The sequence below is a fragment of the Caulobacter vibrioides genome (assembly GCF_002310375.3).
Lineage (GTDB): Bacteria > Pseudomonadota > Alphaproteobacteria > Caulobacterales > Caulobacteraceae > Caulobacter > Caulobacter vibrioides_D.
This window is the reverse complement of record NZ_CP023315.3, coordinates 2,875,802-2,902,655: the sequence shown is the minus strand read 5'-3', so window position 1 is coordinate 2,902,655 and position 26,854 is coordinate 2,875,802. Positions and strand designations below refer to the sequence as shown.

Below are 26,854 nucleotides of genomic sequence, written 5' to 3'. Positions count from 1 at the left end.
CCTCGTTGTTCTGAACGAACGCGGCGACCCTAGCGAGGGCTCCATTCGGTGGTGAGCGCCGCCACATCGGGGCGGGCGCGTTCCTGCGGCTGCTCGGTGGTTGTGCCGAGATAGAGGTAGCCGGCGACCTGTTCGCCGTCCGCAAGGCCCAGGATCGCGATCGCACGCGGGTCATAGCTGTACCAGTCGGTGATCCAGTTGGCGCCCCAGCCCAGGGCGGCGGCGGCCAGCAGCATCTGGTGGCAGACCGCCGAGGCGCTCTGGCGCTGCTCCCATTCGGGGATCTCGCCCGGGATGCGCCGGGAGATCACCGCGACGCAGACCGGCGGGCGGGTCAGCTTGCGCAGCGCCGCCGTCGCCTTGGTCGGATTGGCTTGGCTGTCGGCGAGCGTGGCGATCCGTTCGGCGAAGGCGTCCTTGGCCTCGCCCTTCAGCACAATAAAGCGCCAGGGTGCTAGCTTGCCATGGTCGGGGACGCGCGCGGCGATCCGCAGGATTTCGCCCAGTTGCTCGTCATTGGGACCCGGCGCGGTCAAGGTCATGGCGCTGGCTGAACGCCGCTTGGCCAGGAAGGCCACGACCTCGGGCGAGGCCTCGACCGGCAGGGTCTGGCCAAACTCGGGGGCGGGGGGAACAGAACCGGCCAAGACGATGTCTCCGAAGCGTTGTAAGTCGCAGACCTATGGCTGCGGGGCGGCCACGACAAGGCCTGTGGCCGCAGGGCGGCCTAGATGGGGGATCAGCGCCGTGACCGACGAACCTGACCGCAAGCCCGCTTGGCTCAAGCCGCATGGAAAGCCCTGGGGCGTCTCGTCCAGCAAGGTCGTCTACGACAATCCTTGGATCACCCTGACCGAGTATCAGGCCATCGCGCCGACCGGGCGGCCGGCGCTGTACGGAAAGGTCGGCTTCAAGAACCAGGCGATCGGGATCGTGCCGCTGCACGACGACGGCACGGTCACGCTGGTCGGCCAGAACCGGTTTTCCCTGGCCAACTACAGCTGGGAGTTGCCCGAGGGCGGCGCGCCGCACGGCGAGGATCCGCTGGACGGGGCCAAGCGCGAACTGGCCGAGGAGGTCGGACTGCAAGCCGCCGACTGGCGGCTGATCCTGCGTCTGGAGCTTTCCAACTCCGTCACCGACGAGATCGCCTACGGCTTTCTGGCCATGGGTCTTTCCCCCACGCAGGGCGAACCGGACGAGACCGAAGACTTCGCCGTCGCGCGCGTGCCGTTCCGCGAGGCGCTGGACGCGGCGGCCGCAGGCCATATGCCCGACGCAATTACAGTGGCGTTGTTGCTGAGAACGCACCATATGGCGGTGCGAGGCGAACTGCCGGCCGACCTGGCTGCTCTGATCCTCGCATAGGGCGTTGTCGCTTGGGCTGGAGCATTTTTAAAAAAGATGCGCTATGCTCGTCGAGCGCCTGAAAGGGAGAGCCCGATGCCGAAGCACCTCGAAGTGGTGACGTCCGACACCGAAACACCGGTGTGGGTCGCCCTGCGTAACCAGGCCGAACACGCCGCCAAGGCTGAGCCGGCGCTGGCGTCGCTGCTAAATGCGGTGATCCTCAGCCATGACAACCTCGCCGACGCCCTGACCTTCCAGCTGGCGCGAAAGCTGGGCGACCAGGAAATGCGGGCGATGACGGCGCGCGAGTTCGCCGCCGACGCCTTCGAGGACGACCCGTCGATCGTCGAGGCGGCCGAGGCCGACCTCAAGGCGGTGTTCGAGCGCGATCCGGCCTGCAAGGGCTATGTCCAGCCGTTCCTTTTCTTCAAAGGCTTCTTGGCGCTACAGACGCACCGCGTGTCGCACTGGCTGTGGAACCAGGGCCGTGAGACCCTGGCCTTCTATCTGCAAAGCCGCTCCAGCGAGGTCTTCCAGGTCGACATCAATCCGGCCGCCAAGATCGGCAAGGGCGTGTTCATCGACCACGGCACCGGCATCGTCATCGGCGAGACGGCGGTGGTGGGCGATGACGTGTCGATGCTGCATGGCGTGACCCTGGGCGGCACCGGCGCCGAGCGCGGCGACCGCCACCCCAAGATCGGCAAGGGCGTGCTGCTGGGCGCCGGCGCCAAGGTGCTGGGCAATATCACCATCGGCGACTACGCCAAGGTGGCTTCGGGCTCGGTGGTGCTGCGTCCGGTGCCGGCCCACTGCACGGCGGCCGGCGTGCCCGCGCGTCTGGTCAACTGCCCGACCTGTGAAGAGCCCGCCAAGACCATGGATCACACCTTGGCTGAAGCGGTCTATTCGTCCTCGAGCTACGAGATCTGAGTGAAGCGGGTTACGCGTCACCCCGGCGGCCTGTTGCTGGCCGCAGCCATCGGTTTGGCTGCGCCCGCGCTGGCCGCTCCCGCCCCGGTGGGCGGCTACAAGGTCGTGAAGAGCTATGCGCACGACACCCGGGCGTTCACGCAGGGCCTGCTTTATCGCGACGGCTTCATCTTTGAGAGCACGGGCCTGCAAGGCCGGTCGTTCATCCGCAAGTGGAACCTGGAAACCGGCGCCATCGAGGCCGAGCGCACCATCGACTCCCGCTATTTCGGCGAAGGCATCGTCGACTGGAAGAACCGGGTCTATGCGCTCACCTGGACCGATCAGGTCGGCTTCATCTTCGACATCGACAGCTTCGAGACGCTGGGCGAGTTCAACTATCCCGGCGAGGGCTGGGCGCTGGCCCGCGACGACAAGCGGATCATGATGAGCGACGGCACCGCCTTCATCCGCTTCCTCGATCCCGAGACGCTGAAGGAAACGGGGCGCATCCAGGTCACCGATAACGGTGTCCCGGTCACCAAGCTCAATGAGCTGGAGTGGGTGAAGGGCGAACTGCTGGCCAATGTCTGGCAGACCACCCGCATCGCGCGGATCGACGTGGCGACCGGGCGGGTGAAGGGCTGGATCGAACTGGCCGGTCTCCTGCCGGAAGCCGGCGTGCGCGGGGACCGTGACGACGTTCTGAACGGCATCGCCTATGACGCCGCCGGCGATCGCCTGTTCGTCACCGGCAAGCTGTGGCCCAAGCTGTTCGAAATAAAGCTGACCGAAGCGAATTAGTCGCGGGAACCGCGTCCGGGCGATGGCGTTTAAATCACGTCCGCCCCTCTACGCCCCCCCGACCTAGTGGGCGGACCTGGGCCCCGGCTGCGTGACGCGCCGGGGCCCTATTCATATCCGCATGGCCCCGCGGCTCACCCCTGAGGCGCGCAGGCGGTCAGGGCGGGTTTCACCTTCAAAGAGATCTGTTCCGCTTCCGGCCCCTCGCGGTGCGCCAGGCCGTAGATGACGCCCGTCCAGATAGCCAGGACAGCCAGGATCTGGGGCCAGGTGATCGCGCGGCTTGCGGGGCGGGGGGCGATGGAGGGCATGGCGCGGACTATCCCCCGGTTGCGCCCTTGGCGATAACGACTTATCGGTCGGCCTTCTGTGAGGTTTCTTCACATGGCTCGACGGCAATTGCCTTCGCTGAACGCCCTGCGCGCCTTCGAGGCGTTCGGCCGCCATGGCCGGATGACCCTGGCCGCTGACGAGCTTTGCGTGACCCACGGCGCGATCAGTCGCCAGATCCGCCATCTTGAGGAGCAACTGGGCGTGACCCTCACCGAGGGGCCACGCTCGCGTCTTCGCCTGACGCAGGCGGGGCTGAAGCTGGCCCAGGCCCTGTCGCCGGCCTTCGACCAGATCGAGGCGGCCGTGCCGCGTCCGGTCGAGGCGGGGCCAAGGCCCTTGGTGGTGTCGTGCCTTCCCACCTTTGCGATGAAGTGGCTGATCCCGCGCCTGCCGCGCTTCCAGGCGGCGCATCCCGATGTGCCCGTGCGGGTGGCGGAGTCAAACGGGCCATTCGACTTCAAGGCCGACGGGATCGACCTGGCCATTCGCATGCGCTCGCCCGACACCGTCGTGACCTATGACGCCGTGGCCACGCCGTTCATGGAGCACTATCACGGGCCGGTCATGGCGCCGGAGCTGGCGACCAGCCCGATGACCCTGGAACAGGTCTTCGCCATGCCGCGCCTGTTGACACGAACCTTCGTGGAAAGCTGGTCCGACTGGGCGCGGAACTTCGAGCTTGATCACCTGCCGCCGGCGGTCAGCGAGCAGGAGTTCGACCACTATTTCTATATGATCGAGGCGGCGGCCGCCGGCCTGGGTGTCGCGATCGGTCCGTGGGCCTTCGTGCAGCGCGATCTGGCCAGCGGCCGGCTGGTCGCGCCGCTCGGCTTCGTCTCCGGGCGGGCCAGGATCGTGGCCGTCACGCCCCCCGACGGGGCCACCGATCAGGCCGTTCTGTTCCGGGATTGGCTGTTGTCGGAAGGAGCGTCCACACCTTCTCCGCCTTAAGCGGCTTGCCGTTCTCGCGGCGGGCGCTAGTTTCGCGCGGACAAGCGCCCCGGGCGCCCAGCCATCAATGAGGATTCCCCCGTGGACGCCACAACCGTCGCCAAGCTCGAAAAGCACCTGAAGCGCACCTTCGGCAACCCGCACATCCAGGTGAAGCCGCGTCCCAAGCAGAAGGACTCGGCCGAGGTCGAAGTCGCCGGCGAGTTCATCGGCGTCGTCTTCCAGGACGAGGACGAGGACGGCTCGTTCATGTTCGAAATGGCCATTCTCGGCGAAGACCTGGACTAAGCCTTTCTCGCCCGCGCCCCGTCGAGGATCGACGGGGCGCGTGGCGGTCGCGATCTTGAGTATCTGCGGCCCGGTCGGGCGTTGATCGCCGACCCTCGCCCCGCTTGAATGGGGCCATGACCTTTCACGTTCTCGATCGCCCCGTCTGTTCGACCCTGATGGGCCGCCAAAGCCATCTGGCCATCCGGCGCGGGCGCGCCTTTCGGATGCATCCCGACTATGGCCTGTTCGCGGGCCTGGAGGACGAAGGCCCTGAGGCGCTCGCCGACCTCGGCGCCCTGGTGCGCGAACACGGGACCGTGGGCCTGATCGCGCCCGACGCAACGCCGCCGGTGCCCGGAACCGAGGTGGTCTCCAACGCCGTCTGCCTGCAGATGGAGGCGGTCGAGGTTGCGCCGGCCTGGGAGGTCGACTTCGACATGCTGGACCTTGGCGACGCCGATGGGCCCGAGATGCTGGCTCTGGCGACCCTGACCAAGCCTGGGCCGTTCTTCTCGCGCACGCATCAGATGGGCGATTTCATCGGCGTGCGGCTGGACGGCGAACTGATTGCCATGGCCGGCCAGCGCATGCGCCCGGACGGCTACACCGAGGCCAGCGGCGTCTGCGTCCATCCCGACCATCGCGGTAAGGGCTACGCGGCGAGACTGCTGCGCGAGGTCACCGCCCGGATCCTGGCGCGCGGCGAGAAGGCTTTTCTGCACAGCTACACCGACAACACCACGGCGATCCGGCTCTACGAGTCGCTGGGCTATCGCGGGCGGCGGGAGCTGATGTTCACGATTCTCCGGCCTGCCGAGGCGTAGCAGCGCCCCCTCCGTCACGATGCGTATCCGCATCGTGACGCCTCCCCCGCATTGCGTGGAGGAGGAAGCCACAAACTCCTGCCCCGCTTGCGGGGGAGGTGGCTCGACGCGAAGCGGCGAGACGGAGGGGGCGCTTAGAGCCCCCTAAGCCTCCATCGCTTTCGCCCCGGCCTTGCGGGCCCAGCGGTAGAAGCCGACCACCACGATCGCGGCGGCCGCCAGCGACAGCAGCATCCCGACGTGCTCGGGGGGCGCGAAGGGCAGGGCCAGGGGCTCGCCCTTGCCGGTGGAGACGATCATCAGGGCCAAGGACACGTTGAACAGGCTTTCGCCGACGATGAAGCCCGAGGCGATCAGCACGCCCAGGCGCTTGGCCGCCTCGGCCGAGCGGTCCTTGGCCACGACCTTCTCGAACAGCCAGCCGGCCAGGGCGCCGACGACCACCGGCGCAGTGACGGAGCTTGGCAGATAGATCGCCAGCCCCACGCCCAGTGGCGGCAGGCTGAGCCGTTCCTGGCTGGTCTTGCGCAGGATCGTGTCGACCGCGACCAGCGCCAGGCCGATCAGCGCGCCATAGCCCAACAGGCCCCAGTCGAGATTTCCGCCCAGCACGCCCTTGGCTAGGGTCGAGATCAGGGTGGCCTGCGGCGCGGCCAGCGGCTCGTCGGCGATGGCTTGAAGATTCGGCGCCCCGGCGAAGCCGTTCGAGCGGTTCAGGAGCTCCAGCACGAACGGAATGACCACCGAGCCGGACAGCACGCCAATGATCAGGCCGACCTGTTGCTTCCACGGGGTGGCGTCGACCAGCTGGCCGGTCTTAAGGTCCTGCAGGTTGTCGTTGGCGACCACGGCCACGGCCAGGACGCAGGTGGTGACATAGAGGGCGAAGGCGATCAGGGCCTTGGTCACGTCAGGACCGATGACGCCGCGACCGACCATGCCGACCATCAGCGAAGCGCCCAGCACGCTCAGGATGGCGATGCCGGAGACGGGGCTGTTGGACGAGCCGATCAGGCCGGCCATGTAGCCGCAGACCGCGGCGGCCAGGAGGCCGGCGAAGACGAGGTAGCCGATGCCGATGGCCACCAGCGGCGTCGTCAGCTGGGCGATCGGACCGCCCGTCAGGAAGTGCGCCAGGAACCAGCCGGCGGGCGCCAGCAGCAGCACCGACACCAAGCCGACGATGCCGATCGGAATGTCCTGCTCGACGCGGGGCAGGGTCGCGCCGCCGGCCTTGCGGGCCTTGGCGGCGTCCAGCGCCGACTTCAGGCCTGAGGTGATCGGGCCGACCAGCTTGGCCAGGGTCCAGATGGCGGCCGCGCCGATGACGCCCGCGCCCAGGAAGCGGACCTGGGTTTTCCAGACGGTGAGGGCGTGGGTGGCGGCGTCGGCCTCGGGCATCGGCGTGGCGACGGTCAGGATCGGGACCAGGATGGCCCAGGCGATGAACAGGCCCGCGAACATGGCGACGCCGACGGTGACACCCATCAGGTGGCCCGCGCCCATCAGGGCCAGCGAGCTGGAGGCGCCGATCCCGGTCGCGCCCGAAGCCGCGCCGAGCTTGAACTTGAAGTAGCCGGCGATCTCGGCCGCGAACAACTTGGCCGCGCCCAGGGCGCCGAACAGGGCCGAGGCGATCGCGCCCCAGCTGACGGCGACCAGACCCGCCTTGCCCTCGGCCGCGCCCTCGCGCGAGCCTGTGCCGACCTTCAGCACCTCGGCGGCGGCGACGCCTTCGGGGTAGGGCAGGTTGGAGTTGGTCACCAGGGCTCGGCGCAGCGGGATCGTGTACATCACGCCCAGAATGCCGCCGACCGCGCAGGCGCCGAAGGTCGGCAGGAACGGCACATTGGCCCACCAACCGATCATCAGCAGGCCCGGCAGCACAAAGATCACCGACGACAGCGTCCCGGCTGCGGACGCAATCGTCTGGACGATGTTGTTTTCCTGGATGGTCGAGGTCTTGAACGCCCGCAGCAGGGCCATCGAGATGACGGCGGCGGGGATCGAGGTGGCGAAGGTCAGGCCGACCTTGAGGCCCAGATAGACCTGGGCGGCGGTGAAGACCAGCGTGATCAAAATACCGAGGAGGACCCCGCGAAGGGTGAGTTCCGTACGCGGCGCGGTCGTGTCGGCCATGAACATGTCCAAGCAAAGATTAAGGCGGCCGGACCTTGCACGCCCGACCGCCTCAAACTCAAGCCTTCAGTTTCGTAGGCTGTTATAAAATTACAGAACGCCCAGCATCTCCGCGACCAGCGGATGGCGGACGATGTCGCGGTCGGCGAGGCGGACCACGGCGATGTTGGGGACGGCGTCGAACTTGGCCGCCACGTCCGCCAGGCCCGAAATGCCGGGCAGCAGGTCGGACTGGTTGGGATCGCCGGTCACCACCATGGTCGAGTGCCAGCCCAGCCGCGTCAGCAGCATCTTTAGCTGCATGTAGGTGCAGTTCTGGGCCTCGTCGATCACCACGAAGGCGTTGTTCAGGGTGCGGCCGCGCATGAAGCCGACCGGCGCGATCTCGATGGCGCCTTCGGCCATCAGAGCCCGCATCCGCTTGACCGACAGGCGATCGGTCAGGGCGTCGTAGAGCGGGCGCAGATAGGGGGCCAGCTTGTCCTCCATGTCGCCCGGCAGGTAGCCGATCGACTCGCCGGCTTCGACGGCGGGGCGCGAAAGCACGATGCGGCTGACACGGCCCGCCTCCAGCGCCTCGACCGCCTTGGAGATGGCGATATAGGTCTTGCCGGTGCCGGCCGGGCCCAGGGCCATGACGAGGTTCTTCTCGTCGATGGCTTCCATCAGCTGCGCCTGGCCCGGCGATTTGGGTTTTATGGTCTTTAGGTAGCTTTGGTCCCGACTCTCGCCCCTGGCGCCCCCCTCATCGGATAGGGGTGACCAGCCACCGCGATGATCGACCGGCAGGCGACGCACCTTGGCGTCGTCATACTGGCCGATCTCTTGCGCGCCTTCGCGCGCCATCCGCTTCAGGGCTCGCTTGGTCATCAAAGCCTCCATTCAGACAAGAAAAAAGGACGAGCCCGTGAGGCGTCGTCCTTGGCGGTGAGCTGGGTTTTCACGAAGTCGCGTGCGCGGCGGGGCGGCTCGGGAGCGCTTCCCATGGGGGAAGTCCCAGGAGACGGTGCTGTACGCCGAAACGCCAAGAGCCACACCTCGTCTTCGTCAGCGGGCGGGCGCAGGGGGCTTGCCCCTAGGCCCGGTACGAAAGGAAAATGATTCCCGCTTGAGGAATGTTCCCTCTCGAATCGCCTGACTACAATGGCTCATCATGGTTTCCGGGTCGTTAACTTGGAAATTGCGTGCAAGAAAACGAGGTGTACGGATGACTGTCTATTCCTTGGGCGCCACGACGCCGACGCTTCCCGCGCAAGGCGAATACTGGGTCGCGCCAACGGCGAGCGTCATGGGGAATGTGATTCTCAAGAAGAACGCCAGTATTTGGTGGGGCGCGGTCGCGCGCGGAGACAACGATCCCATTACGATCGGCGAGAACAGCAACGTCCAGGACGGCTCGGTTCTCCACACTGATCTTGGCGCGCCGCTGACCATCGGCGCCAACGTGACCATCGGTCACATGGTGATGCTTCACGGCTGCACGATCGGCGACGGTTCGCTGATCGGCATCGGCTCGATCGTCCTGAACGGCGCGAAGATCGGAAAGAACTGCCTGATCGGCGCCGGCGCCCTGATCACCGAAGGCAAGGAGATCCCGGACAATTCGATGGTCATGGGCGCGCCGGGCAAGGTTGTGCGCGAGATCGGCGAGCAGCACGCCATGATCCTGCAGGCCTCGGCTTTGCACTATGTCGAGAACTGGAAGCGCTACGCCCGCGATCTGCGGTTGGTGGAGGCGTAGGGCGGTAGTTCGCCGGGACCTGGAAGGCTCGGCTTTGGCGATCTGAGCGACCGCTTGTCGGCTAGCAGCCTTGAAAGAGCTTGGGCCCACTGCGGGCGTCGACCTGCGCACGGGAGGTCAGCTTGGAACTCGATCACATTTTCGTCTTCTGCAAGCCCGATAGCAGCTACGGACAATGGCTGAAGTCTTTTGGACTCGTAGACACACATCGCCGCCAGCACCCTGGGCAGGGCACCGAGAACATCTGCTTCTGCTTTGAGAATGCTTTTATCGAGCTCCTCTGGGTGAACGACGAGGGTGAGACCCGAAGTCCATTGATCGCCAGGACGGGGCTCTACGAGCGCTCCCGGCACCGCGACCTTGGGGCCTGTCCGTTCGGCATTGCTTGGCGAGGGAGCGGCCAGATTCCGACATGGCCGTATCGCCCTCCCTACATGCCGCCCCAAGTGGCGATCGACGTCGCCACAGACGGCGATGACCCAACGCAGCCGATGATGTTCAGATCGCCGGGCGATAGCGCGCCAAGCGCCTGGCCGACCGAGCGACGCGGAAATCTGCAAAGCGATGCCGGGTTTCAGTCTGTTCGCCTGCAACGGCTGGCGATGCCCTCAGACAAATCGCCAAGCCCTGCGCTGCAAACCTTAGCGAGCAACCTCGGTTTTGATCTCTGCAACGCCGGTTCGTCTTATCGGATGGATCTCAGACTTGATCGCCGTATGGGAGAAGCGCCGATCACTTTGTCTCTGCATGATGGGCTAGAAGGCGACGATCGGCGCGTCTGATCGGCCCTCCGCGACAATCTCGGCACGGACAACAGCGAGCCATTCGCCGAATAGGGCGGTGGTTGGAGCATCCTGGCGTTTCGTCGGGAGGGTCGGGGTTTGGGGGGAGGCTGGCGCCTGCTTTCGACCCTGGGCGGACGTCGTGCAGAAACCCTCTCTCTTAGAGAGAGGGAGGGGCCCAAGCGAAGCTTGGGAGGGTGAGTGGTTACGCAGTCAGCCGGCGTGCCGGCACATAGATCGGCACAGCGTCAGAATCGTCTACGGGCTTCGCCTACCCACTCACCCTCCCACGCCTGCGGCGCGGGCCCCTCCCTCTCTCCATGAGAGAGGGATTCCTTATGGCCGCTCTCCACCCCAAACAGACCTTCACAACGCCCGCTGCCAAGCTTGCGGCACGCGCGCCGTCGGGAGCGCCGCCCGCCGTTCTGGGGGGATGCAAGGCGACGCTCCCGCTTCTCGCGCAGGGCACAGGCGCGCGAGAAGTGCCTGCCGCAATCGTGGCTGCGGCAAGACGATGCGGGCGAGTGGCGCCGCATTTCGTGTCTAGGTAGCATATGCCGTGTTCTTGCGCGCGGGAAGGCGGAAAGTCGTCTCGTCAGGCTCGCGCGTTCAGCGGGCGCCTTGCGCGCGGCGCAAACCCAGACCAATCTCTGCCTTAACAATGATAACCTTCGAGGGAGGGCGTCGGGGCCATGGCCAGCGAGCGCTTTGATTACATCGTCATCGGGGCGGGGTCCGCCGGTTGCGTCCTGGCCGCGCGGCTGACCGAGGATCCGAACATCAAGGTCCTGCTGCTGGAGGCCGGCGGCAAGAACAAGTCCATCCTGGTCAAGATGCCGGCGGGCGTTGGCCAGCTGATCAAGGACAAGGGCGAGCAGAACTGGGGCTTCTGGACGGAAGCCGAGCCGCACCTCGACAACCGTAAGCTCTGGTGGCCGCGCGGCAAGGGCCTGGGCGGCAGCTCGGCCATCAACGGCATGATCTATATCCGCGGCCATGCGCGCGACTATGACCAGTGGCGCCAGATGGGCCTGACCGGCTGGTCCTATTCGGAGGTCTTGCCCTACTTCAAGCGCTCGGAGACCCACCACGCCGGCGGCGACGCCTATCACGGTGGTTCGGGACCGCTGCATGTGTCGAAGGGCGAGTCTGACAGCCCGTTCTACACCACCCTGGTCGAGGCCGGCCGTCAGGCGGGGCACAAGACCACCAAGGACTTCAACGGCTACCAGCAGGAAGGCTTTGGGCCCTACGACCTGACCATCCGTGACGGCCAGCGCTGGAGCGCGGCCATGGCCTATCTCAACCAGGCCCTGTCGCGCCCGAACCTGACCTGCGTCACCGAGGCCCGCACCACGCGGATCATCCTGGAAAAGCGCCGGGCCGTCGGCGTGGAGTACGTGGTCGGCAAGTCCCGCGAGAAGCAGGTCGCCTATGCCGACGCCGAGGTGCTGCTGAGCGCGGGCGCGGTGCAGTCGCCGCAGATCCTGCAACTGTCGGGCATCGGCGCGGCGGACGACCTGACGCCACACGGCATCGCGGTGGCGCACGAGTCCAAGGGCGTCGGCGCCAATCTGCAGGACCACCTGGACGTCTGCGTCTCCTGGACCGCCAAGAACCTCAAGACCGCCTATTCGGCCAACAAGGGGCTGAACAAGCTGGGCGTGGGCATGAACTACATGTTCTTCGGCAAGGGGCTGGGCCGGCAGCAGTTCCTGGAAAGCGGCGCCTTCCTGAAGTCGCGCCCCGACCTCGACCGCCCCGACCTGCAGATTCACGGCGTGCTGGCGATCATGCAGGACCACGGCAAGGTCGTGGTCGAGAAGGACGGCTTTACGCTGCACGTCTGCCAGCTGCGTCCGGAAAGCCGGGGCAAGGTTGGTTTGCGCTCGGCCGATGCGTTCGACGATCCGACCATCCTGGGCAACTATCTGGCCACCGAGGAGGATCGCCGCGCCATCCGCGAGGGGGTGCGTATCGCCCGCGAGACCGTGGCCCAGGCCGCTTTCGATCCCTATCGCGACGCCGAGTACGCCCCGGGCGCGGACGTTAAGTCGGACGCTGATCTCGACGCCTGGATCCGTTCCAAGGCCGAGACGATCTACCACCCCGTCGGCACCTGCCGCATGGGCGTGGCCGGCGACCCGATGGCGGTGGTCGATGACCAGCTCCGCGTCCAGGGCGTGCAGGGTCTGCGCGTGATCGACGCCTCGGTGATGCCCACCCTGATCGGCGGCAACACCAACGCCCCGACCATCATGATCGCCGAACGCGCCGCCGACCTGATCCGCGGCAAGACGCTGGCTGCGCCGATGGACGTGCCCGTGTTCGAGGACGGCCGCGCGGTGGCGGCCGAGTAGAGGGACCTTCATGCGACATCGCCCGCTGGGCCGTTCGGGCCTGTCGACCGCGCCGCTGATCTTTGGCGGTAACGTCTTCGGCTGGACCGCCGATGAGGCGATGTCGCATCGATTACTCGACGCCTTCGTCGACGGCGGCTTCAACGCCGTCGACACGGCGGATGTCTATTCCGCCTGGGTTCCTGGCCATACGGGCGGGGAGTCCGAGGCGGTCATCGGTCGTTGGCTCAAGGCTTCCGGCAAGCGCGACAGCGTGCTGGTCCTGACCAAGGTGGCGATGTGGCCCAAGCGGCCCGGCCTCTCGGCGGCCAACATCGAAGCGGCCGTCGAGGAGTCTCTGCGCCGTCTCCAGACTGACTATATCGATCTCTATCAGTCCCATCAGGATGACGCCGAGACGCCGCAGGACGAGACGCTTGAGGCCTTTGATCGGCTTGTGAAGGCAGGCAAGGTGCGGGCGGTGGGCGCGTCGAACTTTTCCCCGGCGCGCTTGAAGGCGAGCTTGGACGTTTCCACGGCGAGCGGACTGGCGCGCTACGAGACGATCCAGCCAAAGTTCAATCTCATGGACCGCGACCAGGTCGAAGGCACCCTGGCTGAGCTGGCCAACGCCGAGGGGCTTGGGATCATCCCCTACTACGGCCTGGCCGCCGGGTTCTTGACCGGGAAGTACCGCAGCGAGGGCGACCTGGAGGGGCGGGCGAGAGGCCGGACCATCCTGCGCGACTACTGGAACGACAAGGGGCGGACGGTGCTAGCGGCGCTGGATGCGGCGGCCGAAGCGGTTGGCGCGTCACAGGCTCAGGTCGCTCTGGCCTGGATCATGGCTCATCCGGCGATCACCGCGCCGATCGCCAGCGCGACGACGGTCGAACAACTCGACGAGCTGATGGGCGCGGCCCTGCTGGAATTGCCAGGTGAGGTATGGAAGCGGCTGGATGAGGCAGGGCGCGCATAGCGTGTCATCCCGGCCGCAGCGAAGCGGAGAGCCGGGACCGCCGGACGTTCTGACGGATGCCGTGATCCCGGATCGGCGCGCTAAGCGCTTGTCCGGGATGACAGCGTTTAGGCGATCCGGCGACCGTCCAGGGTGGCCAGGCGCAGGCGCGGCATGTCCTGGTTGCCCTCGCCCAGCGGCTTGATCTCGCGAAGGCCCAGCTCATAGGCGGGACGGCCCATCAGGCGGGCCGTCATCGCGATCGGCTGATACAGGCCCAGGAACCGGTCGGTCTCACCGCTGGCGCCTTGCAGCGGGGCGAACAGCACCTCCATCCCGACCGACGGCACGCCGTGCGCGCGAATATCGGCGGTGACCACCACGGGCGTGCGCCGCTTGCGGGCTACGTCCAGGGCGCTCTTCAGCTCGAGGCGATGGGCCAGGGCCCATAGCGACAGGGCGTCGTGGCCGCGCAGGTCGCGCGCGTGGAGGTCCGACACAAAGCCGCCGGCCAGGCGGAAAGGCAGCTTGCCGCCCTCACGGCCCAGCACGAACACCTGGGGCAAAAGCTCCAGGAATTCACCGGGATCGATGTCGGCGCGGCGGGGCAGGGCGGCCTCGCCCTTCTTGGCGCGCCAATAGTCTATCAACCGTTCCGTGCTTGGATGGAACATCGTCGTCCCCTGGCGGGTCCTTGCGCGGCTGTTTTTGACCGCACGGGGCTTGCTGGGAGAACCGGGCCAAGGGCTCGACCGTCCCATTCTGGAGCAAATCCAGGCAAGGCGGCCGCCTGGGCCCGATTCTTGCTTAACCGTAAGCGGAACGACCCGAGGTGAAGGGAAACGCCGGATGAAGGCGCCGAAACTGAACACGCGCGCATGGACGATCGCCCTGGGGGCGATGCTGGGCGGCTTGCTGTTGGGAGGCGCGGCCTATGCCGCCGGCTGCACCAACGCCTGTCCGCCGCCGCCGCCGACGTGTTGCAAGCCGCCGCCGCCGCCGCCCAAGCCGCCCGCGCCGCCGACCGGCTGCTGCGGCGGTGGTCATAACGTCAATATTCCCGGCGTGAACGTGAACATCGGCTCGACCGTGATCGTCAACGCCACCACCAACGCCACGGCCATCGCCAATTCGGGCGCGACGTCCGGCGCGTCAGCGGGCGCTGGCGGGACCGCCGGCGGCGTCGTCAACTATTATGGCGGCGGCGGGCATGGCGGCTACTATTCGGGGCCGATGGCCACGGGCTACATCCAGGGCCTGAACGTCGAGGGCGCCGAGGTCCGTCGTCGTCAGGCCTATGAGGCGACCCGCACGCGCACCCGTCGCGTGATCGTTCGCGCCGTCTGCCTGGACGATCGCGACGTGCCGCACGCGGCCTCGCAGGTCACGCCCGATCGCGACATCGACGACGCCTATGACGGTGAGCTCTATCGCTGCATCGCCGGCGCCCGGCTGCAGTACGTGATCGCCGAGTACGGCGGCCAGATCGACATTTCGACCGGCGCGCCGGGGCAGACCTTCCTCTGCCGCAAGGGCGAGGCGCTGTACTACGCGCGCGGCGCAGGCGCGGGGCAGGCCACGGTCTCGTGCCGTCCGCAGCTGCCGGCGCGCGACTGCAACGAACGCTCGCTGCTGCGCCGCTTTGGCGCGGGCGTGAAGATCCTGAGCATGCTGACCACCGAGACCTACACCGCCTATCGCGAGGAGACGGTGCAGGAGCGCCAGACGCTCTCGACAAGCTTCAGCCTGGATGGCGGCGTCGGCGGCGTCGTCTACTAGCCGCAGACGGTCCCTGAAAATGCAAAGGCCCCGGTGAGAACCGGGGCCTTTTTTGTGCGCCTCTACTTCGCCGGCGCCGCAGCGTCTGGCTTCACCAGCAACAGCCAGGACTTCTCGTCGGCGAGATAGGTCTGCGCCGCCTTCTGAACATCGGCCGGGGTCACACGCGACAGGCCGGCGACCACCGAACGGGTGGCGTCCAGCAGGCGCGGATCGGTCTGGGCGCCCGATAGCGCGCCGACCCAGTACTCGTTGGTCACGCGCGCCTTTTCGATCGCGTCGATCCGCGGCTTCTTGGCGCGTTCGAGCTCGTCAGCGCTGACCGGCTTGTCGCGCAGGTCTGCCGCGATCTTGCGGATCGAGGCCACGACACCGTCCAGCTTCTCGGGAGGCACCTCCAGGCTCACGGCCAGATAACCCCAGTTCTTGAAGACCGCACTGGCCGTCGCCGAGGCGTTGGGCGAGTAGGTCGCGCCCTGTTTCTCGCGCAGTTCGTCGGTCAGGCGTAGCTGCATGACCTGACCCAGCACCGAGACGTCACGCGACCTTTGCAGGTTCGAGAACAGGTCGTCGGTCCGCCAGGTCATGAACAAGGCCGCCTGATCGGGGCGTCCCTTGTGCGTGCGAACGACAGGCTGGCTCGACGGCGCGGGGAAGGGGGCCTTTTCGGCGCCGGGCAGCGGCGGATCGCCGGGGCGCGCGGGCAGGGCGCCGAAGGTGTCGGCGACCGCAGCGATCGCCTTGTCCACCGTGGTGTCGCCGACGATGACGACTTCCAGGTCGCCCTTGGCCAGCGGATTGGCGACGGCGGCCTTGAGGTCGTCCAGCGAGGCGGCGGCGATCTGTTCGCGCGACGGGAAGGTCCAGCGCTGGTCGCCACCGTGCATCAGGCCGCCCAGGTCACGGCCCAGGACGCCCCCGGTCGTGCTCTGCAGCTGGTCGTGCAGGGTGCCATAGCTGGTCTTGATGCGATTGAACGCCTCGGGACGCCAGCCCGGCTCGCTGGCGAACGCCGCCAGCACCTGCAGTTCGGTGGACAGGTCCTCAGGCCGGGTGCGGCCGTTCAGGGTGAAGGCGTCGTCCTCGACCCCCAACTGCGCGTTCCAGATCTTGCCGGTGAGCACGCGTTCCATGTCCTGGGCGGTGATCTGCTTGAGGCCGCCCTCGATGAAGGCCGAGCCGGACCACAGCGGGCTTTGCTTGTCCGACGGCATGTCGAGCAGGCCGTGACCCGCGCGCACCTTCACCACGACTTGGTCGTTGCGGAACTTGGTCGGCTTGACCGTCAGGCGCACGCCGTTTTCGAAGCGCACGAAGACCGCGTCGAGATCGGCCACGTCCTTCTGCTCGGTGACCTTGCCGGTCGGGCCGAAGCTGGAATAGGGCCACACCGTCACGCCCGGCGCGGCGGGCGGGGTCACGGGCTGGGCCTTGACCTCCTCATAGGCCTTCAGGATGGTCGCCTCGCCGCCCTCGACGGCGGTCGGCGCGGCCAGCAGCAGCAGCGGACCCGAACCCACGAAGGCGCTCTTGAGCACCGCGTTGACGCGTTCCGCCGTCAGCCCCTTCACCATGATGTCGAAGGCAGCGAGGTTCTGGCTGGGCGAGGTGACGACCTCGCCGTCGCCCAGCGTGCCGACCAGTTGGTTGGCCAGAGCGGGGGTGCGCTGCGTGGCCTCGCCCGCTGCAGCCGCGACCAGGGCCGCGCGCGTGGACGCGATCTCGCGGTCCAGCTCATCCTGACGCACGCCAAACTGGATGGCGCGGCGCTGCTCGGCGTCGAGCGCGGTGAGGGCTTCGCGCCAACGGCCGGGCTGGGCCGTGGCGCCGAAGGTGGTGACGCGGACCGTGCCGTACTGATCGCCCTTGAACGCGCCGCCGGCGATGAACGGCGGCTCAGCGGAGCGGCCAAGCGCCTGCATGCGCCGGTTCACGACGGCGAAGGCCAGGTTCTCCAGCACGTCGCGCTCGTCGACGGCCTTGGTCTCGAGCAGGCCGTCGGGCTTGCGGGTCCAGGTCATCTGCACCGACCAGGGCGCGCCCGCCTCGACGATCATCTTGGCGGTCGGACCGCGCTTGGCCACTGGACCGACGTCGGGATCCTTGCCGTTGGGACCCTTGCCGACCCAGTCGCCGAACTTGCCCTTGATCTTGGCTTCCATGGCGTCGACGTCGAAGTCGCCCACGGCGACCAGCACGGCGCGCTCGGGACGGTAATAGGCTTCGTAGAAGTCGCGGATCCGCTGGGCGGGAGCGGTCTTGAGGACCTCGGTCTTGCCGATCGGAATGCGCTTGGGCGTCAGCTGGCCTTCCATCTGGGCGGACAGGGTCTTGATGGCCACGCGATAGCCGGGCGTGTCGCGGGTGCGTTCCTCGGACAGCACGACGCCGCGCTCGCGATCAACGGCCTCCGGCGCGATGGTCAGTTCGCCGGCGGCTTCGCGCAGCAACATCAAAGAGGTGTCGACGGTGCCGTCGTCGGTCTTGGGCAGATCCAGCTGATAGATGGTCTCGTCAAAACCGGTCGAGGCGTTGGTGTCGGCGCCGAACGCCAGGCCGTGCCGCTCCAGGATCTTGATCATCTCGCCTTCGGGCACATTCTTGGAGCCGTTGAAGGCCATGTGCTCGAGGAAGTGGGCCAGGCCTTGCTGGTCGTCGGCCTCCATCAGCGACCCGGCGTCGAACCAGAGGCGCAGCGCGGCCTGACCGGGCGGGGTGGCGTTCTTGCGCAGGGCGTAGCGCATGCCGTTGGGCAGAACCCCGAAGCGCCAAGCCGGATCGGGCGCCACATCCGAGAGTTCCTGAGCCCACTGGCCCGGCTTCAGATCGGTGACCTTGGGGCCCGCCAGCGCAGGAAGTTCCGGGATCTTGGGCGCTGACGCTTCGCCCCCATCCCTCTTCAACAGCGGGATGGAGGGCTTGGGGAGCTGGGAGCAGGCGGCGACCGAGAGGCCGGCAGCGGCGACAATCGCCAGGCGCGAAGCGCTGATCATCGAGAATCCAAGGCAGGAGAGAACAAGGCGATCACCTTGGCTGTCCCGCATGGCGCACGCAAGGCGCGAGGTGGGCGGCTTTGCGCCCGGTCTGACCTTAGGCGGCGGCGACGTCGCCGGTCTGACGACGCAGACGCCAGAACCGGATCGTGCGCAGGGCCGAATCTCGCGGCAGGTTGGCGTAGAGCTCGCCATAGGCCTTGGCCCGCATCATGACGTCGTCGGTCTGCTCGAGGATCAGCAGGGCGAAGGTCAGGAACAGGGACCGGTCGAAGTCGGCCGCCTTGCAGATGACCGCCAGGGCGTCCATCTCGCGTCGCTCGAGGATCTTGCGAGCGGTGTGGAAGTCCACCTGGGCCATGTCCGCCAGAGCGACGAGGAAGAGCGTCGTCTTCTTGCTTCGAAGGGTGTTGGCGAGAATTTGCGGCGAGATCTGCGCCTTGGCGCGCAGCGCCCGGAACTCGCGTTCGGCCTCGGCGTGGTCGGGCGGCAGGGCGCCGTCCTGCTCGGCGACCCGCTTGCGGCCGGCGGCCAGAGCAGCCTCCAGCGTCGCGGGGTCCATGCCGGCGTTCTTTGCCATGATCCGGTCCCGCAGGCGGGCCTCGACCATGAAGTACATCTCGTTCAGCAGGTCGACGGGCAGGCTTTGCCGGTCGATCACCGCCTCGTGGAGCGCAGGGTTGGCCGCCGCGCGATCAACGACGGTCTCGTGCGCCTCGCGCGAGAGGACCGCGCCCTCGTTGCGGAGCAGGACGCCCAGCGTCTGGTCGTCGCCGCGCGCGACAATGGCGTCGGAGACCACGCTGGAAACGCTGCTGCGCTGGGAGATCGCTCGCAGGTGATCCTGGCCCTGGGTGCGGGCGACGTGCAGCAGGTCGTCGTCGGTCAGGACCCCGGAACTGCGCAGGATCGGCGCGGCCACGGTGATGGAGTCCGCCGCCAGCGTACGCGACAGCCCAGCCGGCGGTGTCGCCGTTTCACTGAGCCGGATCGCCAGCTCGGCCTTGACGGCCTCTTCCATGTCGCCGGCCAACTGGCTGAGAACGTCGTCGAAGAGGCTCATCTCGACGCTGTTGTGGCCTTCGCCCTGGAAGAACAGATCGGTCACGCCGCGCAGCAGTTCGCGACGCTTGGCGCTTGAGGGCTCGTTGGCCAGGGCGATGAGGTCGTGAATTCGCGACTGCATTACCGATCGCTGTCCTTCTCGGCGCGGCCGGACCACTCGCCACCGTCCTGGACGCTCGGCGTGGGCTCATCCTCGGTCGCGGCAGGAGGCGGCGCGATCAGGACCATGCGCGAGGGGCCTGCGGCGGGGATAGGGTCGGGCGACATGCCGAACTGACGGCCGACCGAGTAGGTGCGAGCGCCCACCTGGCCCGGCTGAAGCTGGGGGGCGGCCAGGTTTTGCGGCGTTGGCGCGCTGTAGGCCTGCGGCGTTGGCGCGTCATAGATGCTTTGCGGCAACCGGGAGGTCGGCGCAGGCGCCTGGGGCGTGAAGCTGGCCGGGACCGGCGCAGCGGCCTGAGGGGGCGGGGCTTGAGTGCGCGGGGCTTGGCTATACGAGGCTGGGGTCTGCGACGGCTCGCGCGCCCACCAGGGTTGCTGAGCGGTCGTTTCGGCCGGCGTCGCTACGGCGTCACGCTTGCCGGTCCAACCCAGGGTTCGCGCGCCATAGGCCGCGCCGTTATAGAGCGGCGCGCGGCTGTCCAGCGCGGCAGGGGCCCGCGCGGGCGCTGGGCCGTATCGAGTCTCACGCGCGCCTTCGGCCTGCGCGGCGGACGCGCTGGCCAGGGCGACGATGAGAGCAACGAGGCGCATGACGCGATCCAGCGGAAGTCTTGTCAGCCGCCCATTCTAGGTCGCGCGCTTTAATCTTGGCCTAACGTCCGCGCCAAAAGTGGAGGAGGCGACGTTCCAGCGCTTCCATCACCGCGTGCAGGATCACGCCCAGCAGGGCCAGGGTGAAAAGCGCCGCGAAAACCTTGGCGGTCTGCAGGCGGTTGTAGGACTCCAGGATGCGCCAGGCGAGCCCCTGCGCTCCGCCCGTGCCCGCCACGAACTCGGCGACGACGGCGCCGATTACGGCCAGGCCCGCCGCGACCTTGTGCCCCTCCAGCAGCGCCGGAACAGCCGAGGGCAGGCGCAGGCGCGTCAGGCGCTGCAGCGGCGTGGCCCCATAGAGATCGAACAGGCGCGCCAGATCCGGATCGACGGACTTCAGACCGCTCAAGGCGCCGGAGAAGATCGGAAAAAAGGCCACGACGGCCGCCAGGCCGATCACGGCGCGCTCGGGGTGGTCGATACCGGCCCAGATCGTCACCAGCGGCGCGATGGCGACCAGAGGGGTGACCTGCAAGGTCACCGCGATCGGGCGGACAGCGTCCTCCAGCAGGCTGTTCAGGCTGACGAACAGCGCGAGGCCGCAGGCGATCACGCTGGCGATGACCAGCGCCAGCAGGGCCGTCGACAGCGTCGCCCAGGCCGAGCCCAGCAGCAGCGGCCAGGACTCGGTGAAGGCCCGCCAGACGGCGCTGGGCGGGGGAAGCAGATAGGCGGGGACCGCCAAGGCCTTGCAGGCGAACTCCCATCCGGCCAGCAGGGCGGTGATCAGGATCAGCGGCGCGAGGATGCGGGTCATGCCGCGCGCTCCGACGCGGCCGCCAGCAGATCCGACACGGCCTCGGCGGCGGCGCGGAAAGCCTGGGTGGTCCGGAAGCCAGGGGGGCGCCGCAGCGGCGCGTCGATCGTCACCTCACCGGCGATGCGACCAGGACCCGGCGTCATCACCACCACGCGCCGGGCCATATAGACGGCCTCCTCGACACTGTGGGTGACGAACACCATGGCCGGCGCGCTCTCGGCGGCCAGGGCCAGCACGTCGTCGGCCAGCGCGCGGCGGGTGATCTCGTCCAGGGCCGCGAAGGGTTCGTCCAGCAGCAGCAGTCGAGGCCGCGTCACCAGCGCCCGCGCCAGGGAGGCCCGCATGGCCATGCCGCCGGAAAGCTGGCTGGGTCGCGCGTGCAGGGCGGCGCCCAGCCCGACCTTCGACAGCGCCTCGTCAGCGGCCGCCAGGGCGGCGGGCTTGGCGACACCGGCCAAGACCAGCGGCAGCGCGACATTGTCCCGCGCCGAGAGCCAGGGCGCCAGGGTCGGCGCCTGGAAGACCACCGAGGTCTCGCCCTTGCCCGCCAGGCGCGTCACCTGGCCGCGCGATGGTTGTTCCAGGCCCGCCAGGAGCCGGAGCGCCGTCGATTTTCCACAACCGGAGGGGCCCACCAGCGCGACGATCTCGCCCGGAGCCAGGGCCAGGTCGAAGGGACCGAGCGCGCGACCTCGGGCGTAGTCGACCTCGACGGCAGAGAGGCTGGCGACAGGGGCGCTCATTGGCCCTTGGGCAGGAACTGCAGGGTGTAGGCCTTCTTGTAGTCCATGTCCGCAGGGTAGACGCCCTGCTCGGAGGCGACCTTGAAGAACTCGGCCCAGCGCGCGTCGGTCATCTGGCCCACATCGCCCTTGCCGCCGTTGGCGCTGACGATGCCGTAGGCGCGCATTTTCTCGCGCGCCTGGTCGAGGACGTCCTGGGTCATCTCCGGATTGTCCTTCAGGATCGCCGCGTCGCCGGGCTTGGGATCGCCATACAGATACGAGGTCCAGCCCGCGGCGGTGGCCTCGACGAAGGCCTGCACGGCGGCCGGGTTCTTGGCGATCAGGCTGTCGGGAACCAAAGCGAACGAGGCGTAGGCGGGGTAGCCGCTGTCGGCCAGCAGGAACACCGCCGGCTTGATCTTGCCTTCCTTTTCAATGAGGTACGGCTCGCTGGTGGCGTAGCCCTGCTGCACGACGCGCTTGTCGGCCAGGAACGGCGCGGACGAGTAGTTGTACTTGCGCACCTGATCGTCGGTGAAGCCGTACTTGGCCTTCAGCCAGACCCAGAAGGCGGTGACCGAGGCGTCCGACAGCAGGATCGGCCGGCCCTTCATGTCGGCGATGCCGTTGATGCCCTGGCCTTGGTGGGCGATCAGGACCTGAGGGTCCTTCTGCATGAACGCCGCCACGGCTTTGACCGGCGCGTTTTCCTTGGCCAGGTTCATGATGATGAAGCTGTTGGAGCCGACGCCCACATCGACCGCGCCGGTGGCCAGCAACTGGGGCACGTTCACGGCCGGGCCGCCCTGGATGAGGGTGACGTCGAGTCCGCGCTTCTTGTACTCGCCGGTCGCCAACGCCTGGTAGTAGCCGCCCAGTTCAGCCTGAGCGCGCCAGTCAGTGGCCAGCTTGATGCGGGTCTGGCCGTCGGCCGGCGCGGCTTCCTTCTTGGCGGGCGAGCAGGCGGCCAGAAGGGCCATCAGGCCCAGGGCGGCGAAGGCGCGGCGCTGCATCGAGGACGTCTCCCATTATCCTCGGCCAAGTTAGGGGCGTCCGCGGGGAGTTCCAAGCCACAACCCAAACCCCGGGCGCTTCTGAACGCGCCAGATCCGCTAGACGGCCGCTTCGGCGTCGGGTTGCGGGTGTAACCAACGCTCGATCTTGGCGTAGAGCACCTCGCGCTGGATGGGCTTGGCGATGTGATCGACCATGCCGGCGGCGTAGCAGCGCTCGACCTGACGGGGCAGGGCGTCGGCGCTCATGGCGATGATCGGCGCCTTGCCGGTGGGCGTGCGCAAGGCCTTGATCGCCCGCGTCGCCTGCAGTCCGTCCATCAACGGCATGTGAATGTCCATCAGGATCAGGTCGTAGGCGGCGGCTTCCGCCTTCTCCACGGCCTGCTTGCCGTTCTCCGCCAGATCGACCTCGTATCCGACCAGCGCAAGGAGCGCGGAGGCGATCTCGAGATTGATGGGATGGTCGTCCACGATCAGGATTCTCGCTGCGCCGGGCGCGGCAGGCTTCGCCGGCTCGGGCGCCGGGGCCGGCTCGGCGACGGGCGCGCTGAGCTCCACCCAGAAGCACGACCCCCGTCCGGGCACACTGTCGACCCCGATCTTGCCGCCCATGACATCGACCAGCGCCTTGGCGATCGCCAGCCCAAGGCCTGCGCCGCCGTGCAGGCGGCTTGGCGAGCTGTCGGTCTGCGAGAAGCGCTGGAACAGCAGGCCTTGCTTGTCGAGCGCGATACCGACACCGGTGTCGGTGATCTCGAAGCGCAGCCGATCCTCGATATCGCCGGGCTCGATGGTCAGGCGCGCGTCGATGCGGCCTTCTTCGGTGAACTTCACGGCGTTGTTGAGCAGGTTGATCAGAACCTGCCTCAGGCGATCGGCGTCCAGATCGTGGAGCACCGCGAGGGGATCGACGATTTCGACATCCAGGGTCAGTCCCTTGGCGCGCGCCTCGGGGGCCATGATCGCCACGGTGTCGCGCAGGAGCGCGGCGGCGGAGGTGGGCCCCGGCAGAAGCTCGATCTGCCCCGCCTCGACGCGCGAGAAGTCCAGAATGTCGTCGACCACGGTCAGTAGCGCCGCGCCGGCGCTGTCGATCAGATTGACCTGCCGGCGCGCGTCGGGCGGCAGGTCCTCGCGCGCGGCCAGAAGTTGGGCGAAGCCGAGCACGCTGTTCAAGGGCGTGCGGATTTCATGGCTCATGGTGGCCAGGAACTCTGTCTTGGCTTCCGTGGCGGCCAAGGCGCGGCCGCGTGCGGCGCGGGCCAGCAGCTCGCGACGCAGCAACAGCCGCTTCAGTCGGTTCTGCTGGCCGAAGGCCAGGCCGGCGGCGAGGCAGGTGTAAAACAGCAGGCTGGTGAACACCTGGATCGTGCGCGCCTGAATGACGGGGTCTTGGGTCGCGTTGAAGGGGGAAGACCCCGCCGCTATGGCCATGGGCATGACGATCGCGATCGTCAAAAAGGCCGCCAGCGCCGCGCCCCTGGCGCCGAGCCGGTAGGCGGCGGCCAGGGTCACCGGAAACAGCAGCGCCGGCGGCGCGCCGGCGGCCGGGTGGGCGCAGAGCAGGGCGATCGTCGCCACGCCAAACATCAGCAGCAACTGCTCGGACCAGGGGCTCTGGAACGAGCGGCGATGCTCGGCGTCGATCAGCACCAAGGTGGCGGGAAGGGCGACGGCTAGGCCGAGCGCGCTGCGCAGGAACCAATCGATCAGGCTCTCCACGAACGGCGCGCCATAGCCGAAATGGAGAACGCTCGCACAGATCAGCGCCGAGCCGGCCGCGATCGGCGTGGTGATCGCCGGTAGCTGCGCCAACGAGCGCATCGTGCGCACGCGCGGCGCGCCCTTCCACAGCCGATGGCAGACCGCCCAGACCGCGCCCGCCTCGCAACTGTCGACGGCGGCGTACAGCAGCGCTCGGAGCAGTTCATCGCCTGTCAGCAGACACACCGCCACGTGGGCGACGACAAACACGACCACCAAGGCGAGGCGGCGGAGGCCTTTCAGCGTGAACAGGCCCGCCGCCAGGAAGGCGTTGGCGGGCCAGAAGGCCGCGACGCCCAGGGTCGGGCGGGTCAGGTACTCGCTGAAGGCGATCGCCGCGACGATCGTAAACGACAGGGTCAGCAGGAGCGCCGTCTGCCGTCTGTCCTCATGAAACGCCAAACTCAGCGTCATCGCGAAGCCGTCCCCAAAGCCAAAAGAACTCTTGCACCTTTGCGTCGATCGCGAAGGTCCCAAGAGCCGAACAGGGCCATGACGTCCACCACGCCGTCATGAGATGGGCTACATTACGACTGGCCATGCCGTTGGCTCCCAGCAATCGACGGCTGTGCCATTTCGTCGCACAGCTTGGCGCTGAGGGAGACCAACTGGAACGCGAAAAGTGCGGTTTCCAGAGCGCCTGCGGTTCAGCCGGCCAGGTTTTCTTTCTTTTCCTCCAGCTCCAGCCACTCCATCTCGGCCTGCTCGAGGTCGGCGCGCGCCTTGTCGAGGGCCTTCATGGTCTTGTCGAAGGTGGTCGGATCGCGCGTGTAGAGGTTGGGGTCTGCGAGGGCCTCCTCGAGCTTGGCGATGATCGCCGGGCTCTTGGCGATCAGCGCCTCGCATTCCTCAAGGCGGCGCTGGTCCTTGTAGGAGAGCTTGACGCTCTTCTTCGGCGGAGGCGCCGGCGGGGCGCTTGCGGGTTTGGCGGCGCCCTTCGACACGGGCGCGAACGCGGTTCCAGACTTGGAGGCTTTGAAGAAGTCCGGGTTCTGGTCCATCAGGTCGGTCCAGCCGCCGGGCGTCTCCACAACACCGCCCTTGCCGTCCAGGGCGATGGTCGAGCTGGCCAGCCGGTCGATAAAGTCACGGTCGTGGCTGACCAGGATCAGCGTGCCGTCGAAATCGGCCAGCAGGTCCTCCAGGAGGTCCAGCGTGTCCATGTCCAGATCATTAGTCGGTTCGTCCAGCACCATCAGGTTGGTGGGATTGGCCAAGGCTCTGGCCAGCAAGAGGCGGTTGCGCTCACCGCCCGACAGGCTGGTGACGGGCTGGCGCAGCTGGGCGTCGGTGAACAGGAACTCCTTGGCGTAGCCGGCCACATGCTTGGGGTGACCGCGCACAATGATCGAGTCCCCGCCGCCGGGCGTCAGGAAGTCCCAGACGGTGATCTTGTCCGACAGGGCCACGCGCGCCTGGTCGATATAGGAGACTTCCAGGTTGGTGCCGAGCTGCACCGAGCCGGCGTCACGCTCCAACTCGCCCAGCAGCAGCTTGACCAGGGTGGTCTTGCCCGCGCCGTTGGGGCCGACCAGAGCCACGCGGTCGCCGCGCAGGATGCGGGTGGAGAAGTTCTCGACGATCGTCCGCTCGCCAAAACGCTTGGTGACGCCCTTGGCCTCGACCACGCGCTTGCCGGAGGTCCCGGCCGACTCCACGGCCATGGTCATGGTCCCGCGCAGTTCGGATTGGCGGTCCTTCTTCTCGGCGCGCAGGGCCAGAAGCGCGCGGCGGCGCCCCTCGTTGCGGGCGCGGCGGCCCTGGACGCCTCGGGCCAGCCAGGCGTTCTCGCGCTCCAGTACCTTGTCCAGGCGGCGGGCTTCCTCGGCGTCGGCGGCCATGATCGACTCCGCCCAGGCCTCGAACTCCGAGAACCCTCTGTCCAGGCGACGGATCTTGCGGTGCTCCAGCCAGAAGCAGCGCTCGGTGACGCGGTTCAGGAAGGCGCGGTCGTGGCTGACGATCAGGGCGGCGCACTTGGAGGCGGCCAGTTCGTCTTCCAGGGTCTGGATGGCGAAGATGTCGAGGTGGTTGGTCGGCTCGTCGAGCAGCAGAACGTCAGGCTGTTCGGCGAAGGCGCGGGCGAGCGCGGCGCGGCGGGTCTCGCCGCCCGAGAGGCCCTTGGCGCTCTTATCGGGATCTAGGCCGAAATCGGCGAGGGCGGCCTGGGCTTCATAGTCCTGAGCGCCGCCGGCGGTGGCGTAGTCCAGCAGGGTCTCCCCTGTGATCTCGGGCTCCTGGCTGACATAGACGACCTTGGCGCCGGGCTGGACCGCGCGTTCGCCGCTGTCGGCCTCGACGCCTTGATTGGCCAGGATCTTCAGCAGGGTTGACTTGCCCGCGCCGTTGCGACCGACAAGGCAGGCGCGTACGCGCGGTTCCAGCGCCAGGTCGACGCCATCGAATAGCGGCTTGGCGCCGTCCGCGAGGCGGACATCCTTGAGAGCCAGTACGGGCGCGCGGGCGGGAGAGGCCATGGTGTCTGAATACGGGGTCGAAGGCGGCGGAGCGTCGCGGGAGGAGAGGGCGTATA

At 67.7% G+C, this 26,854-nt stretch carries 25 protein-coding genes; 11 read left to right on the top strand and 14 right to left on the bottom strand.

Translation table 11 applies throughout. From position 1 onward, the window contains the following. Positions 1-29: 29 nt before the first annotated feature. The gene (locus tag CA606_RS13725) at positions 30-647 is read right to left on the bottom strand and encodes a nitroreductase family protein (protein WP_096050619.1); all 618 of its coding nucleotides are present in this window, start codon (positions 645-647) and stop codon (positions 30-32) included. Between the two features lie 4 nt (positions 648-651). Between CA606_RS13725 and CA606_RS13720 the strand changes: the two genes are divergently transcribed. From CA606_RS13720 to CA606_RS13710, 3 genes are all read left to right on the top strand, one after another. After that, positions 652-1,368, top strand: coding sequence for an NUDIX domain-containing protein (locus tag CA606_RS13720; protein WP_096050620.1), 717 nt, complete (start codon positions 652-654; stop codon positions 1,366-1,368). A 75-nt stretch (positions 1,369-1,443) separates the two neighbouring features. Next, on the top strand, positions 1,444-2,283 hold the full coding sequence (gene cysE, locus CA606_RS13715; RefSeq protein WP_096050621.1) for a serine O-acetyltransferase: 840 nt from the start codon (positions 1,444-1,446) through the stop codon (positions 2,281-2,283). After that, positions 2,284-3,066 (top strand): glutaminyl-peptide cyclotransferase, encoded by a 783-nt coding sequence (locus tag CA606_RS13710; protein ID WP_096050622.1) that lies wholly within the window; start codon positions 2,284-2,286, stop codon positions 3,064-3,066. A 134-nt stretch (positions 3,067-3,200) separates the two neighbouring features. Here the strand turns inward: CA606_RS13710 and CA606_RS13705 are convergent, their stop codons facing one another. Continuing rightward, on the bottom strand, positions 3,201-3,377 hold the full coding sequence (locus CA606_RS13705; protein ID WP_181242588.1) for a hypothetical protein: 177 nt from the start codon (positions 3,375-3,377) through the stop codon (positions 3,201-3,203). Positions 3,378-3,450: 73 nt separating this feature from the next. Between CA606_RS13705 and CA606_RS13700 the strand changes: the two genes are divergently transcribed. From CA606_RS13700 to CA606_RS13690, 3 genes are all read left to right on the top strand, one after another. Beyond that, positions 3,451-4,350 carry a LysR substrate-binding domain-containing protein gene (locus CA606_RS13700; RefSeq protein WP_096050623.1) on the top strand — a complete coding sequence of 300 codons (900 nt, stop codon included), beginning with the start codon at positions 3,451-3,453 and terminating at the stop codon, positions 4,348-4,350. 81 nt (positions 4,351-4,431) lie between these two features. Continuing rightward, positions 4,432-4,638 carry a DUF3126 family protein gene (locus tag CA606_RS13695; protein WP_012640547.1) on the top strand — a complete coding sequence of 69 codons (207 nt, stop codon included), beginning with the start codon at positions 4,432-4,434 and terminating at the stop codon, positions 4,636-4,638. A 116-nt stretch (positions 4,639-4,754) separates the two neighbouring features. Further along, entirely contained in the window at positions 4,755-5,444 is a 690-nt protein-coding gene (locus CA606_RS13690) for a GNAT family N-acetyltransferase (RefSeq protein ID WP_096050624.1), read from the top strand. A 144-nt stretch (positions 5,445-5,588) separates the two neighbouring features. Here CA606_RS13690 and CA606_RS13685 read toward each other — a convergent pair whose 3' ends face one another. The 3 genes from CA606_RS13685 to CA606_RS13675 all read right to left on the bottom strand — a co-directional run bounded on the left by CA606_RS13685 (position 5,589) and on the right by CA606_RS13675 (position 8,611). Next, positions 5,589-7,589: an OPT family oligopeptide transporter gene (locus tag CA606_RS13685; protein ID WP_096050625.1), complete on the bottom strand. Its 2,001-nt coding sequence runs from the start codon at positions 7,587-7,589 to the stop codon at positions 5,589-5,591. Between the two features lie 84 nt (positions 7,590-7,673). After that, positions 7,674-8,465, bottom strand: a complete 792-nt coding sequence (locus CA606_RS13680; protein ID WP_096050626.1) for a PhoH family protein — start codon at positions 8,463-8,465, stop codon at positions 7,674-7,676. Further along, a complete protein-coding gene (locus CA606_RS13675) occupies positions 8,453-8,611 on the bottom strand; it encodes a hypothetical protein (RefSeq protein WP_181242587.1) in 159 nt (52 codons plus the stop codon). Before CA606_RS13675 ends, CA606_RS13680 begins: the two co-directional genes overlap by 13 nt. 179 nt (positions 8,612-8,790) lie before the next feature. On the opposite strand from CA606_RS13675, the gene CA606_RS13670 reads away from it, so the two are divergent. The 4 genes from CA606_RS13670 (at position 8,791) to CA606_RS13655 (ending at position 13,424) form a co-directional block, all read left to right on the top strand. After that, positions 8,791-9,324: a gamma carbonic anhydrase family protein gene (locus tag CA606_RS13670; protein ID WP_096050627.1), complete on the top strand. Its 534-nt coding sequence runs from the start codon at positions 8,791-8,793 to the stop codon at positions 9,322-9,324. Positions 9,325-9,446: 122 nt separating this feature from the next. Beyond that, a complete protein-coding gene (locus tag CA606_RS13665; protein WP_097563465.1) occupies positions 9,447-10,106 on the top strand; it encodes a VOC family protein in 660 nt (219 codons plus the stop codon). 692 nt (positions 10,107-10,798) lie between these two features. Continuing rightward, on the top strand, positions 10,799-12,466 hold the full coding sequence (locus CA606_RS13660) for a choline dehydrogenase (protein ID WP_096050628.1): 1,668 nt from the start codon (positions 10,799-10,801) through the stop codon (positions 12,464-12,466). Between the two features lie 10 nt (positions 12,467-12,476). Further along, positions 12,477-13,424, top strand: a complete 948-nt coding sequence (locus tag CA606_RS13655) for an aldo/keto reductase (protein ID WP_096050629.1) — start codon at positions 12,477-12,479, stop codon at positions 13,422-13,424. A gap of 107 nt (positions 13,425-13,531) precedes the next feature. Here the strand turns inward: CA606_RS13655 and CA606_RS13650 are convergent, their stop codons facing one another. Further along, positions 13,532-14,077: a PAS domain-containing protein gene (locus tag CA606_RS13650; protein WP_096050630.1), complete on the bottom strand. Its 546-nt coding sequence runs from the start codon at positions 14,075-14,077 to the stop codon at positions 13,532-13,534. Positions 14,078-14,252: 175 nt separating this feature from the next. Between CA606_RS13650 and CA606_RS13645 the strand changes: the two genes are divergently transcribed. Continuing rightward, positions 14,253-15,182 (top strand): hypothetical protein, encoded by a 930-nt coding sequence (locus CA606_RS13645; protein WP_096050631.1) that lies wholly within the window; start codon positions 14,253-14,255, stop codon positions 15,180-15,182. A gap of 62 nt (positions 15,183-15,244) precedes the next feature. On the opposite strand, the gene CA606_RS13640 is transcribed toward CA606_RS13645, so the two are convergent. The 8 genes from CA606_RS13640 to CA606_RS13605 form a co-directional block, all read right to left on the bottom strand. Next, positions 15,245-18,175 carry a M16 family metallopeptidase gene (locus CA606_RS13640; protein ID WP_096050632.1) on the bottom strand — a complete coding sequence of 977 codons (2,931 nt, stop codon included), beginning with the start codon at positions 18,173-18,175 and terminating at the stop codon, positions 15,245-15,247. Positions 18,176-18,272: 97 nt separating this feature from the next. After that, entirely contained in the window at positions 18,273-19,361 is a 1,089-nt protein-coding gene (locus CA606_RS13635) for a DUF2336 domain-containing protein (protein ID WP_096050633.1), read from the bottom strand. Continuing rightward, positions 19,361-19,993: a hypothetical protein gene (locus CA606_RS13630; RefSeq protein WP_096050634.1), complete on the bottom strand. Its 633-nt coding sequence runs from the start codon at positions 19,991-19,993 to the stop codon at positions 19,361-19,363. The genes CA606_RS13635 and CA606_RS13630 overlap by 1 nt, the downstream gene beginning before the upstream one ends. Positions 19,994-20,054: 61 nt before the next feature. After that, positions 20,055-20,813, bottom strand: a complete 759-nt coding sequence (locus CA606_RS13625; protein WP_096050635.1) for an ABC transporter permease — start codon at positions 20,811-20,813, stop codon at positions 20,055-20,057. Further along, positions 20,810-21,559, bottom strand: a complete 750-nt coding sequence (locus CA606_RS13620; protein WP_096050636.1) for an ABC transporter ATP-binding protein — start codon at positions 21,557-21,559, stop codon at positions 20,810-20,812. Before CA606_RS13620 ends, CA606_RS13625 begins: the two co-directional genes overlap by 4 nt. Beyond that, positions 21,556-22,554 carry an ABC transporter substrate-binding protein gene (locus CA606_RS13615; RefSeq protein ID WP_096050637.1) on the bottom strand — a complete coding sequence of 333 codons (999 nt, stop codon included), beginning with the start codon at positions 22,552-22,554 and terminating at the stop codon, positions 21,556-21,558. Before CA606_RS13615 ends, CA606_RS13620 begins: the two co-directional genes overlap by 4 nt. A 99-nt stretch (positions 22,555-22,653) precedes the next feature. After that, positions 22,654-24,735 (bottom strand): MASE1 domain-containing protein, encoded by a 2,082-nt coding sequence (locus tag CA606_RS13610; protein ID WP_096050638.1) that lies wholly within the window; start codon positions 24,733-24,735, stop codon positions 22,654-22,656. Positions 24,736-24,968: 233 nt separating this feature from the next. Then, a complete protein-coding gene (locus CA606_RS13605) occupies positions 24,969-26,798 on the bottom strand; it encodes an ABC-F family ATP-binding cassette domain-containing protein (protein ID WP_096050639.1) in 1,830 nt (609 codons plus the stop codon). Positions 26,799-26,854: the final 56 nt, after the last annotated feature.

Excerpts from the sequence above, each read along its gene's own strand:
- CA606_RS13705 (WP_181242588.1), bottom strand. The coding sequence starts at position 3,377 with ATGCCCTCCATCGCCCCCCGCCCCGCAAGCCGCGCGATCACCTGGCCC.
- CA606_RS13630 (WP_096050634.1), bottom strand. The coding sequence starts at position 19,993 with ATGCGCCTCGTTGCTCTCATCGTCGCCCTGGCCAGCGCGTCCGCCGCG.
- CA606_RS13680 (WP_096050626.1), bottom strand. The coding sequence starts at position 8,465 with ATGGAGGCTTTGATGACCAAGCGAGCCCTGAAGCGGATGGCGCGCGAA.
- CA606_RS13610 (WP_096050638.1), bottom strand. The coding sequence starts at position 24,735 with ATGACGCTGAGTTTGGCGTTTCATGAGGACAGACGGCAGACGGCGCTC.
- CA606_RS13635 (WP_096050633.1), bottom strand. The coding sequence starts at position 19,361 with ATGCAGTCGCGAATTCACGACCTCATCGCCCTGGCCAACGAGCCCTCA.
- CA606_RS13615 (WP_096050637.1), bottom strand. The coding sequence starts at position 22,554 with ATGCAGCGCCGCGCCTTCGCCGCCCTGGGCCTGATGGCCCTTCTGGCC.
- CA606_RS13655 (WP_096050629.1), top strand. The coding sequence starts at position 12,477 with ATGCGACATCGCCCGCTGGGCCGTTCGGGCCTGTCGACCGCGCCGCTG.
- CA606_RS13700 (WP_096050623.1), top strand. The coding sequence starts at position 3,451 with ATGGCTCGACGGCAATTGCCTTCGCTGAACGCCCTGCGCGCCTTCGAG.
- CA606_RS13650 (WP_096050630.1), bottom strand. The coding sequence starts at position 14,077 with ATGTTCCATCCAAGCACGGAACGGTTGATAGACTATTGGCGCGCCAAG.
- CA606_RS13620 (WP_096050636.1), bottom strand. The coding sequence starts at position 21,559 with ATGAGCGCCCCTGTCGCCAGCCTCTCTGCCGTCGAGGTCGACTACGCC.
- CA606_RS13670 (WP_096050627.1), top strand. The coding sequence starts at position 8,791 with ATGACTGTCTATTCCTTGGGCGCCACGACGCCGACGCTTCCCGCGCAA.
- cysE (WP_096050621.1), top strand. The coding sequence starts at position 1,444 with ATGCCGAAGCACCTCGAAGTGGTGACGTCCGACACCGAAACACCGGTG.
- CA606_RS13625 (WP_096050635.1), bottom strand. The coding sequence starts at position 20,813 with ATGACCCGCATCCTCGCGCCGCTGATCCTGATCACCGCCCTGCTGGCC.
- CA606_RS13685 (WP_096050625.1), bottom strand. The coding sequence starts at position 7,589 with ATGTTCATGGCCGACACGACCGCGCCGCGTACGGAACTCACCCTTCGC.
- CA606_RS13640 (WP_096050632.1), bottom strand. The coding sequence starts at position 18,175 with ATGATCAGCGCTTCGCGCCTGGCGATTGTCGCCGCTGCCGGCCTCTCG.
- CA606_RS13720 (WP_096050620.1), top strand. The coding sequence starts at position 652 with ATGTCTCCGAAGCGTTGTAAGTCGCAGACCTATGGCTGCGGGGCGGCC.
- CA606_RS13645 (WP_096050631.1), top strand. The coding sequence starts at position 14,253 with ATGAAGGCGCCGAAACTGAACACGCGCGCATGGACGATCGCCCTGGGG.
- CA606_RS13605 (WP_096050639.1), bottom strand. The coding sequence starts at position 26,798 with ATGGCCTCTCCCGCCCGCGCGCCCGTACTGGCTCTCAAGGATGTCCGC.
- CA606_RS13660 (WP_096050628.1), top strand. The coding sequence starts at position 10,799 with ATGGCCAGCGAGCGCTTTGATTACATCGTCATCGGGGCGGGGTCCGCC.
- CA606_RS13690 (WP_096050624.1), top strand. The coding sequence starts at position 4,755 with ATGACCTTTCACGTTCTCGATCGCCCCGTCTGTTCGACCCTGATGGGC.